13 protein-coding genes and 1 pseudogene are annotated in these 18,354 nt (G+C 66.0%); 2 read left to right on the forward strand and 12 right to left on the reverse strand.

The features are described from left to right. The 12 genes and pseudogenes from A5760_RS23590 to mutA all read right to left on the reverse strand — a co-directional run. Positions 1–1,065, reverse strand: a 1,065-nt coding sequence (locus A5760_RS23590) for a glycosyltransferase (RefSeq protein WP_155764441.1), incomplete at its 3' end; no start/stop codon positions are given. A gap of 402 nt (positions 1,066–1,467) precedes the next feature. Further along, positions 1,468–2,745 (reverse strand): glycosyltransferase, encoded by a 1,278-nt coding sequence (locus A5760_RS23595; RefSeq protein ID WP_064885335.1) that lies wholly within the window; start codon positions 2,743–2,745, stop codon positions 1,468–1,470. A gap of 122 nt (positions 2,746–2,867) precedes the next feature. Next, the gene (locus A5760_RS23600; protein WP_064885337.1) at positions 2,868–3,671 is read right to left on the reverse strand and encodes a TylF/MycF/NovP-related O-methyltransferase; all 804 of its coding nucleotides are present in this window, start codon (positions 3,669–3,671) and stop codon (positions 2,868–2,870) included. Positions 3,672–3,910: 239 nt separating this feature from the next. Further along, positions 3,911–5,014: an NAD-dependent epimerase/dehydratase family protein gene (locus A5760_RS23605; protein WP_064885339.1), complete on the reverse strand. Its 1,104-nt coding sequence runs from the start codon at positions 5,012–5,014 to the stop codon at positions 3,911–3,913. Positions 5,015–5,196: 182 nt separating this feature from the next. Further along, positions 5,197–6,195 carry a sulfotransferase family protein gene (locus tag A5760_RS23610; protein WP_064885341.1) on the reverse strand — a complete coding sequence of 333 codons (999 nt, stop codon included), beginning with the start codon at positions 6,193–6,195 and terminating at the stop codon, positions 5,197–5,199. Between the two features lie 16 nt (positions 6,196–6,211). Then, on the reverse strand, positions 6,212–6,463 hold the full coding sequence (locus A5760_RS26835; RefSeq protein ID WP_155764442.1) for a hypothetical protein: 252 nt from the start codon (positions 6,461–6,463) through the stop codon (positions 6,212–6,214). 311 nt (positions 6,464–6,774) lie between these two features. Next, positions 6,775–7,689, reverse strand: coding sequence for a sulfotransferase family protein (locus A5760_RS23615; RefSeq protein WP_064885356.1), 915 nt, complete (start codon positions 7,687–7,689; stop codon positions 6,775–6,777). Between the two features lie 388 nt (positions 7,690–8,077). Next, positions 8,078–9,250: an acyltransferase family protein gene (locus tag A5760_RS23620; protein ID WP_064885343.1), complete on the reverse strand. Its 1,173-nt coding sequence runs from the start codon at positions 9,248–9,250 to the stop codon at positions 8,078–8,080. Positions 9,251–9,552: 302 nt separating this feature from the next. Beyond that, on the reverse strand, positions 9,553–10,839 hold the full coding sequence (locus A5760_RS23625) for a serine hydrolase domain-containing protein (RefSeq protein ID WP_064885345.1): 1,287 nt from the start codon (positions 10,837–10,839) through the stop codon (positions 9,553–9,555). A 52-nt stretch (positions 10,840–10,891) separates the two neighbouring features. Continuing rightward, a pseudogene (gene meaB / locus A5760_RS23630) lies at positions 10,892–11,892 on the reverse strand (methylmalonyl Co-A mutase-associated GTPase MeaB). Further along, positions 11,893–14,145 (reverse strand): methylmalonyl-CoA mutase, encoded by a 2,253-nt coding sequence (gene scpA, locus A5760_RS23635; protein WP_064885349.1) that lies wholly within the window; start codon positions 14,143–14,145, stop codon positions 11,893–11,895. A 5-nt stretch (positions 14,146–14,150) separates the two neighbouring features. After that, the gene (gene mutA, locus A5760_RS23640) at positions 14,151–16,028 is read right to left on the reverse strand and encodes a methylmalonyl-CoA mutase small subunit (RefSeq protein ID WP_064885350.1); all 1,878 of its coding nucleotides are present in this window, start codon (positions 16,026–16,028) and stop codon (positions 14,151–14,153) included. Between the two features lie 180 nt (positions 16,029–16,208). On the opposite strand from mutA, the gene A5760_RS23645 reads away from it, so the two are divergent. Together A5760_RS23645 and A5760_RS23650 are read left to right on the forward strand one after the other, a co-directional pair. Continuing rightward, positions 16,209–16,976 (forward strand): TVP38/TMEM64 family protein, encoded by a 768-nt coding sequence (locus A5760_RS23645; RefSeq protein ID WP_064885352.1) that lies wholly within the window; start codon positions 16,209–16,211, stop codon positions 16,974–16,976. Positions 16,977–17,024: 48 nt separating this feature from the next. Further along, positions 17,025–18,020: a hypothetical protein gene (locus A5760_RS23650; RefSeq protein ID WP_064885354.1), complete on the forward strand. Its 996-nt coding sequence runs from the start codon at positions 17,025–17,027 to the stop codon at positions 18,018–18,020. The last annotated feature ends 334 nt before the right edge of the window (positions 18,021–18,354 follow it).

The raw sequence follows: 18,354 nt of genomic DNA on the forward strand, positions 1-18,354 counted from the left end.
CTGCTTGACGCGAGATCCCCACATCGGCTGATCACCCGCCGTCCACAGGATCAGCGTGGGAACGCCGGCGCGCAGACCCGCCGCCGTGGTGCCCGATCCGCCGTGGTGCACGACGGCACGGCAGGCGGGGAAGATCTTCGTGTAGTTGACCACGCCGACGACCTTGACGTGCTCCAACTGGGGGACGTCGCTGAAGTCGCTCCAGCCGGAACAAATCAGGGCCCGCTCCCCCAACTGCGCGCAGGCGGCGCCGATCATCCGGACCGTGTCGGCGGGAGTTTCGGCGACCGGCATGCTGCCGAAGCCAAAACAGATCGGCGGCGTTCCCTGGGCAATCCACGACAAGGTCTCGTCGTCGGAGTCCGTCGTCAGTGCCATGGTCAGCGAACCGACAAACGGCCGCTGAGTGCCCCACTTCGACCATTCGTCGGCCAGCCCGGGGAAGCAGACGTCGTCGTAGGCCTGAATCTCCAGCGAACCGCGTTCGGCGATACGTCGTGGTGAGGCGACTGTGGCGGTCGGCAGGCCGAGCTCGCGGCGCTGCCGATCCTCGGCCTTCTTGTTCATCCGCCAGCACATCCAGTCGTATATCGACATGCCGGTGCGGACCAGGGGCCCTGGCACCTTCGGAAGCACTTGGCCGTTGGGCCGCATCGGAATGTAATGCAAAGTGGCCATCGGAATGCCGTAGTAGTCGGCGACATTGATGGCCAAATCCTGGTAAAGCTGGCCGCTGAACAGCAAATCGGCACCGGCACCCACCGACATGAGCGCCGAGCTCATTTCCTGCCAGTTCCGCAGAACCGGTTCCCAGGCTTCGCGCATCAGGCTGATCGGTCCCTTGACGAAGTTCTTCCAGAAGTCCCGAATGAACTCGTCGCTCCAAAAGTCGTGCATGTCGGGCCCATAGCCGATTGCCGGAAGTCCGGCCGCTTCGGCCAGACCGACGAGATTAGGCGGGACGGCCATCCGAACCGAATGCCCCCGTCGCATCAGCTCACGGCCGATGGTGAGGCAAGGTTCTATATCCCCACGCGTTCCATAGCTTGCCACAGCAAATTTCATCGCGACTAATACCTTAATCAATCTCCGACGGCATGGGCAACTTTGACTGCGGCGTTTCCGCTCGGTAACCTGCGGCCCGCCAGTGGCCCTGCGATGCGGTCAGAGACATTGGATGTAGTTGTTTCGCAACGGATTTGGCCGCCCGAGGCCAAACACGATCGTAGGAGCGCACCGGTGCAGTCGAGTGCGACAAACCCAACCCCATCGGCCCTTCCCCCCGACCGTAGAAGTAACGACCCTGGGAGATTTGGCTGAACCCCAGGTGTCGCGCCTAATTCTACGTAAGTCTGCCAGACGATCGACATCGTGTCTCAGAAAAATGGGAAGTCGGTCCGGATAGCTCCGCACGCCCCAATTCGATAGCTAAATCAGCTTTTCGCCCTGCACAATTGCTGTGACGCGCTAGCTGGAACGGGTACGACTCCGCGAGTTGACGAAATTTTCGACGACATCGGCGGCCTTGACCACGCTGTCGGCCGGCTTGGTCATCCGGGCAGCGATCTCGCGGGCGCGCGCAGCGTAGTCCGGTGCCAGGATCCGGCGCAGGTCCCCCACCAACGATTCCCGGTCGGTTGCCGAAAACCGCCGTGTGGTACCAACTTTCAGCCGTTTGAGCTGAGCTCCCCAGATTGTCTGATTGGCATCCATCGACAGAATCAGCGTGGGAACTCCGGCACGCAGGCTCGCGGCGGTGGTGCCCGAACCGCCGTGGTGAACCACCGCACGGCAGACGGGAAATATCGTCGCGTAGTTCACCGGGCCCACCACCTTGACGTGATCGGCAAGGGGGACGCCGCTGAAATCGCTGCGGCCGGCGGCGATCAACGCCCGCTGCCCCAGCTGCGCGGATGCCGAGCTGATCATTTCGACGGTGTGGGCCGGAGATTCGACCGGCATGCTGCCGAAGCCGAAACAGATCGGCGGGGTTCCGTTCCGAATCCAGGACATCACCTCGTCGTCGGCTTCGGTGGTCAACTCCATTGTCAGCGTGCCGACGAAGGGCCGTAGGCCATCCCATTTCGCCCACTCGGCGGCCAGGCCGGGAAAGCAAACCTCGTCGTACGCCTGGATTTCCAGCGATTCACGGTCGGCGATGCGTCGCGGTGACGGTCCTTTCGCCTTTGACAGCCCCAGTTCTCGACGCTGGGTGTCCTCGACTTTTTTGTTCAGGCGCCAACAGAACCAGTCGAACGCCGTCATCGCCGAACGGGCCAGCGGCGACGGCAGGATCGAGACGACCTGGCCGTTGGGCCGCATCGGGACGTGATGCAGCGTGGCCAACGGAAGGTCGTAGTACTCGGCGACGTTGGCGGCCGGCTCCTGGTAACTCTGCCCGGCGAACACCAGGTCGGCGCCGTCCGCCAGCGACATCAGCGTGGTGTTCATCTGCGCCCAGCACTGGTCGCTGAGGTCCCACATCTCGCGCCACATGCCGCGCATTTCCTGGATCTTCCAGAAGCCACGGAAGAACGATGTCCAGAAGTCGCGGTACACGTCGAGCCAGGCCTGCGATTCCAGCCCGTACGGGACGGCCGTCAGCCCCGCGGCTTCGGTGAAGCTGACCGAGTCAGGCGGGACGGCCATGACCATGTCATGCCCCCGGCGTTGCAGTTCGCGCGCCACAACCAAGGAAGGCTCGATATCACCGCGCGTTCCATAACTGGCCAGCACACATTTCATCGCGAATCCACGCCCTTCGGTTGCGCCATTACTTGAAGCACCGACATCACTGTAAATATCGACGAACTCCACAGCACCGGTTTGCGCGACCGTATCGAGGAAGAACTAAGCGCAGGCGGGCCTCATGGCTTGCGCCACAGCACGCCGGTACCGTCGATCTCCTCGATCTCTGCGGTCACGCCATGTTGCGTACGGTAGTCCCTCACCGCCTGACGGCATGCAGCGATGGCGTGGTAGTCGTCGATGATGCAAAAGCCCCCGGACGACAGCCGCGGGTAGAGCGCATCGAGCGCCTGAATCGTCGACTCGTAAAGATCGCCATCCAGCCGCAACACCGAAATGCGATCGATCGGGGCATCCTGCAGGGTGTCCTTGAACCAGCCCGGAACAAAACGAACCTGATCATCGAGCAACCCGTACCGCTCGAAATTCGCCTTGACTTGCTCCTGGGGTATCGCCAGCACACCGGCGGCGCGATGCAATTTGATGCCCTTGTCCGCCTCGTAGTTCGCCGTATCCGGCGGCGGCACCCCTTCGAAGGAATCGCACAGCCACACCGAACGCTTCTCATCGCCGTACGCCGACAACACGGCGCGCATCAAGATCGACGCCCCACCCCGCCACACACCGCACTCGACGAGATCACCGGGGACGTCGTCCTTCAGGACCGTCTCCACGCACTGCTGCAAACTGATCAGCCGCTGCATGCCGATCATCGTCAAGGCATCCGCCGGCCAGTCCAGCCCGAGATCACGCGCCTTCTTGTTGAACGGACGCTTGCGCACCAGCAGCAGATTGCGGGTGCTGAAGAGGGGACGCCCGAGGTACCAGCCGACCGGCACCAGCTCGTCGCTGCCGTATCGGGTGAGGTTACGTCGGAGCAGCTCAAGGTATGCGGAACGGGTGTCTAGAAAGGGAGATCGCATGTCACGATCGGTAACGGTCAAAGCAGCCCCTAGGTTCAGATGAAGTCCGGAAATGACGCCCTCGACAACGTCGAGCTCGTCAATGCGTGTCGCATTGGTCCACTAACGCGCCTGACCGGCCTCCTTGACGTGCCCCCGCTGCTACCGGCTGAACCCATCCCCTGCCCTACCGCGTAGTAGCAACCATCATAGGTGTTAAATTTGCGGGCCTCGGGGACTGGACGTGCGGAGCACGCGCCTTAGCTGCGCCCGGCATGTTCGACGGCGGGACGGCCCGATTCGTTCGACGGAATCTCGGGTTGCCCGCCGATCCAGTCGAGCAGGGCGCCCAGACCTTCGTCGAGTGTGGCCTTCGGGTGCCAACCCAGCTCGGTTTGCGCAGGCTCGATGTCGCAACTCGCGGCGCGCACGTCGCCGTCGCGGAATTTCGGGACCACGGTCGGTTCGGGCGCGCCACACATGGCGGCGATCTTGTTGGCCAGCTCATGGATGGTTGTCGCGTTGCCCGAGCCGATGTCGAGGCAGCGCGGCTGCGTCGCGGGCCGCTGCACGGCGGCGAACAGCGCGTCGACGACGGCGTCGATGTAGACGAAGTCGCGCACGATCCGGCCGTCCTCGTACACCTCCAGCGCAAGCCCCTGCCGCGCCAACCGCGCGAACAGCGCGACGATCCCGGTGTACGAATTGGTCAGTGACTGGCCGGGGCCGTAGACATTTTGTAGCCGCAGCACGCTGAGGTTGGTGTCATGCGCTGCCGTCCAGGCAGCCAACAGGTGCTCCTGGGCCAGCTTGGTCGCCGCGTACACGTTGGTGGGGCGGGGCTCGGTCCGGTCGGCGCGGCTCGGCAGCGGCACCGCCCGTTCGCCCGCCGGTCCCTGCGGATCCCAGACACCCGCGAGCAGTTGTGCGTGGCTGCGGGGTTGCGGGTAGAAAATCCGATCGCCGGCTTGCCACGCCCCCTCACCGTAGACCGCCCGGGACGACGCCAGGACCAGTTGCTCGGGCACGATTCCCGAGCGGCTCAGGGCGTCAAGAAGCTGAGTGGTGCCAACGACATTCACCGAGCCGTGGCGCGTCGCCTCGGACAACGACTGTGCGGTTCCGGTCTCGGCCGCCAGATGGACGACCTGGGAAGGGCGGAACAACCGCAACACGGCGTCCCAGTCGGGCGCATGGGTGACGTCGCCGGTGAACAGCCGCACTGTTTGCGGCAGCTCGATCGGCCGGCCGCCGCCGTGCACCTGGGGATGCAAGACGTCCATCACCGCGACGTCGTATCCGGCCTCGACGAGACGGTGTGAGAGCGCCGACCCGATGAATCCTGCCCCACCACTGATGAGCACGGACGCTGACAAGAATCGACGCCTTTCTTTCGTATGCAGAGGAAATTCCGCAACCGGCACGCATCACCGCGCGGTCCGGTCGATCATATCGGGGACTCTCCGCGGCATCAGAGGATTCTGCGAAGCGAACCGACGGCACCTCGAATTCGCACGAAACGCGCGAAAGGAGCGGGTGAAAGAGACTAGGCCCAAGTCCCCCGGTGCCGATGCGCCATTGCGAGGACCTCCATCACCGGGCGTGCGATGACTGGCCGGAAGATACGGAACAGCACGCTGTTCGATAATCCGTGAAAGTCCTCGAACGCCTTACGGAAATCCCGCTCACTTTCCCGGTAGGACGCGAAAACGCGGTCCAACGTTGACATGTCGAGCGGATCATCCTGGGCGGCCTTGCGTAACGCTTCGTAGACCAGCGAGATCCAATCCGCGCCGAAAAGGTCCGTCACCGGCCCGCAGTGCCGCTGGCGATGGAGACCGGGGGTGAGGAACTCCTCGATAGCGTCCTCGTCCTGGGTATGCAGTTCGACCGGCAGCTCGGTGCAAATCCGCTTCATTTCCCGGCGCCAGTCATCGAGAAGATTCGTGTAGTCGACGAATACGCGCGGCACGCCGCGAGTGTTCCGCTCAGCGAGGATGTTGCATTTCAGCCACAAGGCACTCGCGAGCGCAGGAGAAACATGCCAGGACTTCACAATCGACGAGATGACCTCCTGCGGATGCCGTACGGCGATGACCGACGCGACGTCGAATCCGGCCTGACGCGCCGCCTCGAACCACAGGTCAGACAGGGTGGTGATCCTGGGCTCCTTGATCACCACCAGCGGCGCCGCGGGCAGGGTGGACAGATACGCGGCGATCTTCGCGACGCAAGCCTTGCTCTCGCCGGGATCGACCGCGCCGTCGTCCAGAAACCGCAATGACGGGTCGTACCAATTGGTCCCGAGCCGGCGCAGGATTGTCTCGTTCAGCGAAATGGCCGCCCGCGGTTCCCAGTAGCCAAGCGGGTTGTTCGCGTCGGCGCCCAACATCGCAGCCGGAAGCGTGCCGCCGCACAGCGAGAGCACCCGGGTAAGCGCCGAGGTTCCGGACCGTTGCGGCCCGAGCACGAACAACACAACCGAACGGGAGCCGACGGAATTGGAAACGTTGTCGGCTGGTTTGCTCGTGTGGGCCAATCTCATCGCGAATCCAAACCTTTCACTTCTCGGACGGCTCGCCGACTTCGGGAGTTCTGTTGTTATTCATGCCCTTCCGATCTGACGCAGCACCGTTCGACGGGCGCGCAGCAATCACCGGAGCCAACCCGATTGCGCACACTGTGACATCAAGGGCCCGAATCTCGGCACCCTCAACAACTTTGACAGAATGAGGAGATTCTTTACCGAACTCCTCATGCGGAGTCAGGTCCGACTTGCGACCGTCAACTTCGCCCCCCAGGATCAGTTTCATCGGATCATTGCGCCCCGCTCAGGACTATAGCCGGGCACCAAGGATCAGGACACCAATTTTACGAATCCGTTTTGTTTACTTAACTTTTGGATGATAACGCGCGGATCGCCATGACGGCATCGGTTGTTTGCCCGGTGCGAATTGCATCCGCGAGCCCGTTAAGCCATATCCGCAGACCTATGCCGCAGCCGTCGACAGATCGGCCGTGCATTCCCGCGAACGCAGCATGGTTACTCTAACAAACGATCTCAGACCCCGTGCGCCGACCGCGCCGGGGACTTTCGACGGCGCCGACCAGGGCGACGCCGCCTCTAGGCCCAGGCTCCCCTGCGCCGATGCACCATCGCGGCGACCTCGAGGATCGGCTTGACGATGAACGGCCGGAACACCCGGCGGACCACGCTGTTGGTTCGCGTGTGAAATTCCGTGAAGGCCATCCGGAAATCACGCTCGCTGGCCTGATACGACTCGAAAACCCGATCCAATGTCGACACGTGCAGGGGATCGTCCTGCGCGGCCCCGCTCAGTGCTTCGTAGACCGCGGAGATCCAGTCGCTGCCGAAATGGTCTTCTACCGGGCCGCAGTATCTGTGGCGACGAAGATCGGGAGTGAGAAACTCCTCGATCGCGCTCTCCTCCGCGGTGTTCAGATCGATTTCCAGCGTCGCGGCAATGCGCTTCATCTCTCGCTGCCAATCGTCGAGCAGGTTGGCGTAGTCGACGAACACCCGCGGCAAACCGCGGGTGTGCCGCTCGGCCAGCAGGTTGTATTTGAGCCACAGGGCGCTCGAGAGCTCCGGCGAGGTTTGGACATACTTCGCCGCCGACGCGACGACCTCTTGGGGGTGACGCAGCGCGATGACCGCGGCGACGTCGAAGCCGACCTGGCGCGCCGCCTCGAACCAGAGTTCGGAGAGCGCGGTTATCCGCGGCTCCTTGATCACCACCAGGGGCGCCGCCGGCAGCGTGCCCAGGTAGGCGGCGATCTCCGCGATACACGCGGCCCTTTCGCCGGCGCCGAACGCGAGCTCCTCCTGCAGCCGCATCGTCGGGTCGTACCAGTTGCTGTCGTGGCGCCGCAGGATCGTCTCGTTGAGCATGATGGCCGCGCGTGGCTCCCAATAACCGCGCGGGTTGTTCCCGTCGGCGCCGCACATCCCGGCCGGCAGCGTGCTCCCGCACAGCGACAGGACCCGAGTCAGCGCGGACGTCCCCGACCGAGCCATGCCCAGCACGAACAGCGCGACGGGACGGACAGTGGTTCCCGAGCGGGCGCGGTGCGCCGGCAGGTCGGCATTTTCGATGGATTGGCTCGTCCGGGCAGGTGTCATCGCGGAACCCATACCTTTCAGTTCACACTGGCGGGCCCCCGGGATATCGGGCCATTATGCATGACTTCGCAATTTCCCGCGCGATGTTCATTTACTCGTTTTCGGCAACGACACCGCCGGTTCAAGTCACGCCTTCGGCAACGTCAATGTGCAGGCCAGATACCGTGAATCCGGTGCTTTTCCAATGTCTCCGCATAAAGGTGACATTGAGGGTTGCGGATTGTGTGCGGCGATTACCGGATCCGCGGCAAAGGAGCGGGGCCGGCGCAAACTTTGCAGTGACCTACTCGGCCGAGACGGCGTCCGCGGCCGGCGGGGCGCCAACGCCCGCGTCACCCCATCCGCGCGCTTGACGCTTGAAGCGCGACTTGAGCGACAGCGCGCGCTTTTCCACCAGAAACCAGCTGAGCGCGGCCAGCGGGAGGGTGGCGAGGGCGGCGACGACCGCGAATACCAGCGGATGCAAGAAGGCCAGCCCGCAGATGACCAGCAACTGCTGCATGGGCCACGCGTAGATGTAGACGCCGTAGGACAGGTCGGTGCGCAACCGCAGGCGTTTGTCGTGGATCAGCGCGCCTGAAACGACGACGGCGTAGGCCAGCGGAAGCGCGGCGAGTATCCGGTAGTTGGGCACCAGCAAACCTGCCACCACCACGATGACGGCGCTCAACGCGACGAGCGACCACCGGGCGGGGATCACGGCCCGGAACTCGTGCAGGACGGCACCCGCCGCGAACACCAGCGCGAAACGCGTCACCATCTGGAGAAGCGTCGGCACCGTCTGGACCGGGTAGGACACCAGCACCGCCGCCACCAGAAAGAGCGTGAAAACCACTGGCGCAGGCCATTTCCGGTTGAGGAGGCCGGCTACGCCCGCGACGGCGACGGCGACGTAGCAGAACAATTCGAATATCAGGGTCCACAGCACGCCGTCCCACACGCCGGGGAACGGGACATTCTTCGGCGTTCCATCGATGCCGGCGTGGTAGATGTTCAGCACCGCGTTGTTCAGCACGTAGGTGATCGGCGCGGGAGACAGCAGCAACTTGACGGCCGACCCCCCTTGGATCGCCACCGCGATCGGGGCGATGGCGAAGGCCACCACGGCCAGGCAGGCCCACAGCCCCGGAAAGATGCGCAGAACGCGCGCGACGAAGTACTCGCGGAGCCGCGGGTTGCGGACCCAGCTCGACGTGATGAGGAATCCCGAGATGACGAAGAACCCGTCCACCCACCCCTGGGTGAGCAGCTGCTCGACCGGAGGGTGCAACTTGCGGCCGGTGAGCGGCCAGGAGTGTTCGAGGATGACGCCCGACGCCAGCACCAAGCGCCAGGCGTTGAGCGCGTTATTCCGTGTGTCGAATACCTGCGCGAGCCTCGGACCTGCCCCCCTTGGCCGCGTTGGCCGGCGGTTGGCGGTCGGATCGAGGCCGGATACTTCTGGGTGCGCACTCATCTGGGGGTTCCGATGCGTTCAACCAGGCGAACTGAGTTTGCCGCTTTCCTGGATGCCAATATCGCCGTCCGGCCATCAGCGCGCCCCCAGAGCGGAGACGACCGCCCGGCATTCTGCGGCAACGCCGCCAGAATGCACGGAAATGGACGGGGCAAACATCCGGACAGAGTACATTGCCCGCAAATCATCCGCGCGAGGGCAACCAACTCCGTCTATTCGAACCGGGTCGCCGATTTAAGCACGGTGGTTATTTTACCGACCCCGCCCCGAGATCGAGACGGGGTGGGCGCCGCCGCCCAGTATCAGCCGGTGGCGGCTCCCGGCTCGTAGAATGGCGCCCCGAACTCGGTGACCGGCCGGAATCCGCGTTCGCGTGCCTTCTCCGCGGCCCTGCGGATCAGCGCGTAAATGCCAACGAACGCCGCGTGATCGGTCATCACGAAGGGCGTCAACAGCCGGTTGTGTACCAGCGAGAAGGCCACCCCCGAGGCGGGATCGGCCCAGCCGACCGAACCGCCCAGACCGACGTGACCGAAGCCCGGCATCACGCCGCCGAGCGGCAAGCTGTGATAACCCAAGTGGAAAGCCAACGGCACGTAGATGTTTCGGTCCGGTCGCAGGCTCCGCTCCCCCGTCAGACCCGCGACCAGCTCGCGGGAAAGGAACCGGATACCGTCAACCTCGCCACCATTGGCGATGGCGCCGTACATGCGTGCCAGCCCGCGCGCCGTGGCTACCCCGTTAGCAGCCGGGATCTCAGCATCCAGCAAGGGAGCGTCACCTTGGACGGCGCCGACCAGGCCCTTGAAGTACATCGACCGGTATGCCCCGGACATCTCGTTGGCGACCTTGCGGGTCACATAGCTGACGACCGGGTTACCGATCAGGTGCTGCGGACAGATGATCTCGGCGACCCGCGTCGGAGCCTCGACCGGTGGCCGGCCGAGGTGCAGGCCGTCGGTGTCCAGCGGCTCGGCGAGTTCCTCGCGGATCAGAGTGGCCATGCCCTTACCGGTGACGGCCCGACCGAGGCCCGACATCAGCCAGCCGAAAGTCAGCGCGTGATACGCCGATTTGCCCACCAGCCGTCCGGGAGCCGCCGCGGCCAGCTTCTCCTCCATCACAAGGTGATCGAGCAGTTCTTCCTTGGTGGCGCCGCGCAGGCCCGACAGGCCGGCCTGGTGCCGCATCACCTGCCGCACAGTCATATCGGCCTTGCCGTTGGCCGCGAATTCGGGCCAGTACTCGGCGACGGGCGCGTCGTAGTCGATCAGCCCCCGGTCGGCAAGGCGATGGACAACGGTGGCGGCCATCCCCTTGGTCGCCGAAAACACCATGGACGCGGTGTTTTCCGTCCACGGCCGCTGACCACGCCGGTCGGCCCAACCGGCCCAGACGTCGACGACCGGCTGGCCGTCCACATAGACGGCCAGTGCCCCGCCGCCGAACCGGCGGGCAGGGAACATGCTGGCGAAACTACGAACGACGCAACCGAAGTGTGAGTCCGCCGCGCCGGACACACGATGACCTGCGTCAAGGTCATCGTGGACACGGACCGCGCGGCGATCGACTCGGGTATCCACCGTCACAACTTTGAATTTACTTGGATTACACACCGGGCCGGAGCGAAATCCGGATTCTTTACCTATCCGTTAGCCCGACGCGGCCGCCAATATTTGCTCGGCCGCCAGCGCGGGGGTTAGCTCCCCCGCCTTGACCTTTCGCTCCACGTCGGCACGGATCTTGCGCACCGCCGGGTTGGACAACAGCCGGTCCAGCACCGTGTCGCGCACCATCTGCCACGTCCAGTCGACCAGCTGGGCCCGGCGGCGCACCTCGAACTCCCCCGCCTCGCTGAGGACCTGCCGATGACGTTCGACGGTGTCCCACAATTCCTCGAGGCCCGTCCCTTCGGCCGCGCTCATCGTGAGAACGGGCGGCCGCCACAGTGTTTCGCGCGGATGTATCAGCCGAATCGCCCCGGACAGCTCGCGCGCGGCCGACCGAGCCTCGGCGAGGTGATCGCCGTCGGCCTTGTTCACCACGACGATGTCGGCCAGCTCCAGCACACCCTTTTTGATGCCCTGCAGCTGATCGCCGCCGCGGGCCAGGGTGAGCAGCACGAAGGTGTCGACCATGTTGGCCACCGTCACCTCGGACTGACCGACCCCGACGGTCTCGATCAGGATCACGTCGAAGCCGGCGGCCTCCAGCAGCACCGCGGTTTCGCGGGTCGCCTTGGCCACCCCGCCCAGGGTGCCCGACGTCGGCGAGGGCCGAATGTATGCATCCGGATGCATTGCCAGGCGCGCCATCCGGGTCTTGTCGCCCAGGATCGAGCCGCCGGTTCGTGTCGACGACGGGTCGACGGCCAGCACCGCCACCCGATGGCCCAACTCGATCAGATGCATGCCGAGGGCCTCGATGCCGGTGGACTTCCCCACCCCCGGGATCCCGGTGATGCCGACCCGATAGGCGTTGCTCGAGTCCGGCGTCAGCTCCAGCAGTAGCCGCTGCGCCTTCTCGCGATGGTCGGCGCGGGTGGACTCCAGCAGCGTGATGGCCCGCGGCAACGCCGCGCGGTCGCCATTGCGGACCGCCTCGGCCAAATCCTCGACGGAGTCGTTCCGTTGCGAAGCCATTTAGTCGAGCGTGTAACCCAGCCGCCCGGCGAGCTTGTGCAGCAAGCCGATTGCGGCGTCGGCGATCACCGTCCCGGGCGGGAAGATGGCGGCGGCCCCGGCCTCGTACAGCTCGTCGAAGTCGCCCGGCGGAATGACGCCGCCGACCACGATCATGATGTCGGGCCGCCCCACTTCGGCCATCGCCTCGCGCAGCGCGGGCACCAGCGTCAGGTGGCCGGCGGCCAGCGAGGACACCCCGACCACGTGCACGTCGTTGTCGGCGGCCTGGCGGGCCACCTCCTCGGGCGTGGAGAACAACGACCCGACGTCGACGTCGAATCCGATGTCGGCGAACGCCGTCGCGATCACCTTCTGGCCGCGGTCGTGGCCGTCCTGGCCCATCTTCGCGACCAAAATCCGGGGCCGGCGACCGTCGGCTTCCGCGAACTTCTCGACGAGTTCGGTCGCGGTTGCCATGTTTCCGGCCTTTCCAGCTTCTTCGCGGTAGACCCCGGCGATAGTACGGATCTCCGCCTGGTGACGGCCATACACCTTCTCCAGCGCGTCGGAGATCTCGCCGACGGTGGCCTTGTGGCGGGCCGCGTCGATGGCCAGCGCCAGTAGGTTGTTGCCCAGCCCGTCCTCACCGGCGCGGCCGTGGGCGGACGCGGCGCGCGACAGTTCCGCCAGTGCCGCGTCCACCGCAGACTGGTCGCGGCTTTCGCGCAGCTCCTTCAGCTTGGCCAACTGCTCGGCGCGCACCCGGCTGTTCTCGACCTTGAGGACCTCGACCTCCTGGTCCTCTTCGACCTGGTACTTGTTGATCCCGATCACCGGCTGGATCCCGGAGTCGATGCGGGCCTGGGTGCGCGCGGCGGCCTCCTCGATGCGCAGCTTGGGGATGCCGTCGCTGATGGCCTGCGCCATGCCGCCGTGCTCGGCGACCTCGGCGATGTGGGCGCGGGCCCGTTGCGCGAGTTGATGAGTCAGCCATTCGACGTAGTACGAGCCGGCCCACGGGTCGATCGGCCGCGTGGTGCCCGACTCCTGCTGCAGCACCAGCTGGGTGTTGCGCGCGATGCGAGCCGAGAAGTCGGTGGGCAATGCCAGCGCCTCGTCGAGGGCGTTGGTGTGCAGCGATTGCGTGTGCCCCTGCGTCGCGGCCATCGCCTCGATGCAGGTGCGCGCGACGTTGTTGAAGGCGTCCTGCGCGGTCAGCGACCAGCCCGAGGTCTGCGAATGTGTGCGCAGCGATAGCGATTTGGCGTTCTTCGGGTCGAACTGGGAAACCAGCTCACTCCACAACAGCCGGCCCGCCCGCAGCTTGGCGACCTCCATGAAGAAGTTCATCCCGATGCCCCAGAAGAAGGACAGCCGCGGCGCGAACTTGTCGATGTCCAGCTCGGCGTCCAGGCCGGCCTTGATGTAGTCGACCCCGTCGGCCAGCGTGTAGGCCAGCTCCAAATCGGCTGTGGCACCGGCTTCCTGGATGTGGTAGCCGGAGATCGAGATGGAGTTGAACTTCGGCATCTTCGCGCTGGTGTAGGCGAAGATGTCGGAGATGATGCGCATCGACGGCTTGGGCGGATAGATGTAGGTGTTGCGCACCATGAACTCTTTGAGGATGTCGTTCTGAATGGTGCCGGCCAGCTTCTCCGGTGGGACCCCCTGCTCCTCGGCGGCCACCACGTACAGAGCCAGGATCGGCAGCACCGCGCCGTTCATGGTCATCGACACGGACACCGTCGACAGGTCGATGCCGTCGAACAGCTGGCGCATGTCGAGGATGGAATCGATTGCCACACCCGCCATTCCGACGTCACCCTGCACGCGTGGGTGATCGGAGTCGTAGCCGCGGTGGGTGGCCAGGTCGAAGGCCACCGACAGACCCTTCTGGCCCGCGGCCAGGTTGCGCCGATAGAAGGCGTTGGACTCCGCGGCGGTGGAGAAGCCGGCGTACTGCCGAATGGTCCACGGCTGGTTGACGTACATCGTCGGGTAGGGCCCGCGCACGAACGGCGGTTCGCCGGGGAAACTGTGCAGCGGGTACCCGTCGGCTTCGACGGCCGCGCGGTCCGCGCCGATGTAGACCGGTTTGACGTCGATGTCTTCGGGTGTCTGCCATTGCAATTGGTCGGGTGTGTACAGGTGCGCGGCGGCGGCCGCGGCCACGTGTTCGTCGACGGCGGCTTCGGTCGCCGGCGCAATTGTCCGCTCGCTGCGCAGCGGCACATCGGCGAAACTGCCGACAGTAGGTGCAGTGGTCGTCATGGTGTCTATTCCCCCAGCCTCGTGAGGAGATCCGACAAAGCTTCGACCGCATTGATTTTCGCGGTCAGGAATTGATCCGGTTGGTGCTCGGCGTCGGCCACGGCCTTGTCGGGCCCGGCCAGATAGACCCGCGCGATCCCGGCGGCGCGGGCCGCCTGTACGACGCCCGACGCCTCATCCTGGTAGCGCTTGTCGGTGCCGCAGATGACCGCCGCCGATGGCGATCCCGCGGCGGCCACCGCCGACGCGATGCCTTCGGCGTCGACCGTTCCGGGGTTGATCGCCTCGATGCCGCCGGACGCCAGCAGGTTCGAGGCGAACGTCGCGCGGATGTTGTTCTCGGCCAACGGCCCCAGCGGCAGCAACAGCACCTGCGGGCGGGAGCCGGTGCGGGCCAGGTAGGCGTCCGACCGGTCCCGCAGCGCCTCGAACTCCGCGGCGTACCGCACCAGTTTCCCGGCGGCGAGCGGCGAATACGTCGAGTCGCTTTGCGGCAGCGGCGGTTCGGTGAGGTTCGGGAATTCGTTGACCCCGGTGATCGCGGTCCTGCGGTGCGCGATGTCGTCGGTGCGGCGGGCGGCCACCTCGGCGATCTGCCCGGCGATGAAGTCGCGGGCCTGCGTGAATCCGCCGTGCTTCTCGATCGCCTGGAACTGTCCCCAGGCCTGCTCGGCCAGGCGGTGGGTGAGGTCCTCGACGAACCACGAGCCACCGGCCGGGTCCAACACGCAGCCCACGTGCGACTCCTCGAGGAGCAGCAGCTGCGTATTGCGGGCAATGCGGCGGGCGAAACTCGTTGCGATATCCGGGAATCCGCCGTCGATCGCCACGTCGAACGGGAACACCAGCAGGGAGTCGGCGCCACCGACACCGGCGCCGAAGGCGGCCAGGGTGCAGCGCAGCATGTTCACCCACGGGTCGCGCTGGGTCATCATCGGCAACGACGTCTCGGCATGGATGACCGCCGCGCCGGCATCCGGGTCGCCGACGACCTCGGCGACCCGCGCCCACAGGTTGCGCGCCGCACGGAACTTGGCGATGGTCATGAACTGGTCGTCATCGGCGGCGAACCGGAAGCTGATCTGCCGCAACGCCTGGCCGATCGGCAACCCCGATTCGGTGAGCACCCGCAGGTAACTCACCGCGGCCGCGACACTGGCCGCCAGCTCCCACGTCGCGTTGGCACCGAGGTTGTGGAACGCGGGCCCGTCGACGGTGATCGCGCGCACGCCGGTGTGACCGGCGGCCCGCTTGGCCACCGCGACCACGTCCTCGATCTTCGGCGCGGGCCGCTCGCTCAGGGCCGCGCTCAGCGGGTCGCCGCCCAGGTCGATCGACAGGGTGGCGCGCTGGTCGGGTTCAACGCCGTCCGCCACCGCCAGCACCGCGTCGCTGGCCGCCGGGTAATCGGCACCGGCCTCGAGGATTAGCGGCGCCATGCTCAGGTAGACGCCCTCGAGCGTGTCCCCGATCTGGTCGGGCGCCACGCCCGATTCGCCGATCCGCAGGACCAGGGCGCCGGCCCCGTTGCCGAGCGCGTCCAGCACCGCGGAGTTGACGTCCTTGGCCGCGACGCCGGGCACCGGGGTGGCCGGGAAGGCCTCGGCGACCTTCCAGCCGGATTTGACGTCGCGCAGCGCGTCGCCGCCGCGCACAAATGGCCACTCGCCCGGCAGCGGCGGTTCCGGCAGTTCGTCGAGCGCGGTGTAGAGCGCGCGGACGGCGATCCCGTCATACGTCGGGGTTTCCAGCAGCCGCTCGGGCGCGTCCCCCAACTGCTCGGGGTCCTTCCGGGTGCTTTTAGCCAGCACTCCGGCGACCGCACTGCGCCAACGCCCGAGAACCTGTTCCAGGTCGTCGAGCTCGGGTACATCAATGGACACCGATTGCTCCCTTTTCCCAGCATTTGGGCTACAGCTCTGGGGATACCACTTAGCTACTGAGGCTAATTGATGACCGCTCGTCGCTAAAAGCCGCCGGGTGCGGAGAGCGGACCCGATTCTGGGTGAAACGCCAGGCTCGGGAAACGGCTAATTCATCTGCGCCCCGTACCCTACGAAGACGTGACGGGTTCCGCCACCAGCAAAATCACCGCGACGCTCCGCGATCTGGGCTGCGCCATCGGCGTCGCCGCGCGAAGCGTGTCCCGGTCGCGGATCGCCTGGACAGTGGTGGGCATCACAGCGCTGGTGGCGCTGGCGTCGTGGCTGCCGCTGCCCTCGCCGGCGCAGATGCGCGACTGGGCGCAGTCCGTCGGGCCGTGGTTTCCGCTGGCGTTCTTGGTCGCCCACATCGTCGTGACGGTGGTGCCCATTCCGCGCACGGCATTCACCCTGGCGGCCGGGCTGCTGTTCGGCCCGCTGCTGGGCGTCACCATCGCGGTGGTCGCCAGCACCGCGAGCGCGATGATCGCCATGCTGTTGGTGCGAGCGGCCGGGTGGCGGCTGAATCGCCTGGTGCGCCACCGATCCATCGACACCGTGGAAGAGCGCCTGCGACAACGGGGCTGGCTGGCCATCTTGTCGCTGCGGCTGATTCCCGCGGTGCCGTTCTCCGCGCTCAACTACGCCGCCGGCGCGTCGAGCGTGCGGGTGCTGCCCTACGCGGTGGCGACGCTGGTCGGGTTGCTGCCCGGCACCACCGCCGTGGTGGTTCTCGGCGATGCGCTCGCCGGTCACATCAGCGCACTGTTGTATCTGGTGTCGGCGGTCACGAGCGCGCTGGGACTGACGGGGCTGATCATCGAGATCCGTCACTTCCGTCGGCACCACCGCCGCGCGCACCGTCACCGCGACGACGAGCATTCCCCCGAACCGGCGGCCATCAGCTGATCACCAACTTCGACAAGACCGCCGCGCGGTGCGCCAAAGATCGGTCTAATGGAGAGGGTGTACGCGATGGAGGTCGCGAGCTGGGGGACGCCGTACTCGCCAGCTCGGGCCGTCGCGCTGCCGCTGAGCGCCCTAGTGTTGGCGGTGCTCGCCGTGATGGGTTTCCTGCCCGGTCCGGGCGAGCGGCGTCGCAAGCCGAAGAGGAGCTTGTTCGCGAGCTTGGCCGTGCAGCCACGCCGCGCCAAGATCCACACCTCATTGCTCAGCCTTGCGGTGGTGTGCAGCATCGCCGCCCTGGTCACGGCCGTCTGCTTGTACCCCGAAACCGCCACTCCGGCGCAGCAGCCGGCGCCGTCTCGGCCGCCCGTAGTGTCACCGATCGATCTGCCCGCCGCCAGCGCCGCGGGCCCGGGTGCCGGAATCTATGTCGACTACGCTGACGGTTCCGGCGGAATGGGCTGTACCGCAGGGTTTTTGGTGCACACCGGCAGCGGCAGGGCCGGGATCCTCACCGCCGGGCACTGCAACCGCCCCGGAGAACCCAGCAAGGTGACGATGAACCTGGGCGGCGTTTTGCCCTACGCGACGCTGGGCACGTTCAGCGAGACGGTCAGCGAGGGAGTCCACGACGAACAGCACGACATCGGCCTGATCACGCTGGACGGTGACAACGTTCCCCGGTCCTCGGCGATCGCCTCGTCGTTGGCGGTCAGCGGCGTGGCCACCAACTTGCGACTCGGCCAGCAGCTCTGCAAGTTCGGCATGGGCTCCGGCACGGACGCCTGCGGACAGGTCGTGCAGATCACCGGCAGCAAGGTCGTGTTCCTGGCGAGCGGCCAGTGCGGCGATTCGGGCGGCCCGGTGTATCTGTACGAGAAGGACGGCACCGTCAGCGCCGTCGGCATCCTCATCCGCGGCGGCGACCCCTATACCCCCAAAGCCGGGTGCGCGGCGCGGGCGAAATTCTCCGTCGCCGAGTTGGTGCGGCCCTGGCTGGACAAGTGGCACCTGACGGCCGTGACCGCGCCGGCGTCCCCGCGCTGAGGCGCTTCCGCTAAGCGGCTCCCCCTTCTTCAGGTCGGCTTCAGGCTGACTTCCTACGGTCACGGAATCGCCCCGGCTCGCCATTGGGGCGCGGTGACCGGTAAATGCGGTGCGGGCAGCACGATTTCGCGCCGGCCGGGTGAAGAAACCGTCGACAGAGAGGATGGATGGGCCCAGTGAAGATCAAACAACTGATCGCTGGTTCGTTGATCGCGGGAACTTTCGGGGTGGCCGCGGCCGGGATCGGTGCCGCGGTGGCGAGCGCGGATCCGCCGCCACCACCGCCGGGACCGGGGCAACCCTGGGGACCGGGGCCGGGTGGACCGGGTGGGCC

It is taken from the genome of Mycobacterium colombiense, from assembly GCF_001665835.1.
GTDB lineage: Bacteria > Actinomycetota > Actinomycetes > Mycobacteriales > Mycobacteriaceae > Mycobacterium > Mycobacterium colombiense_A.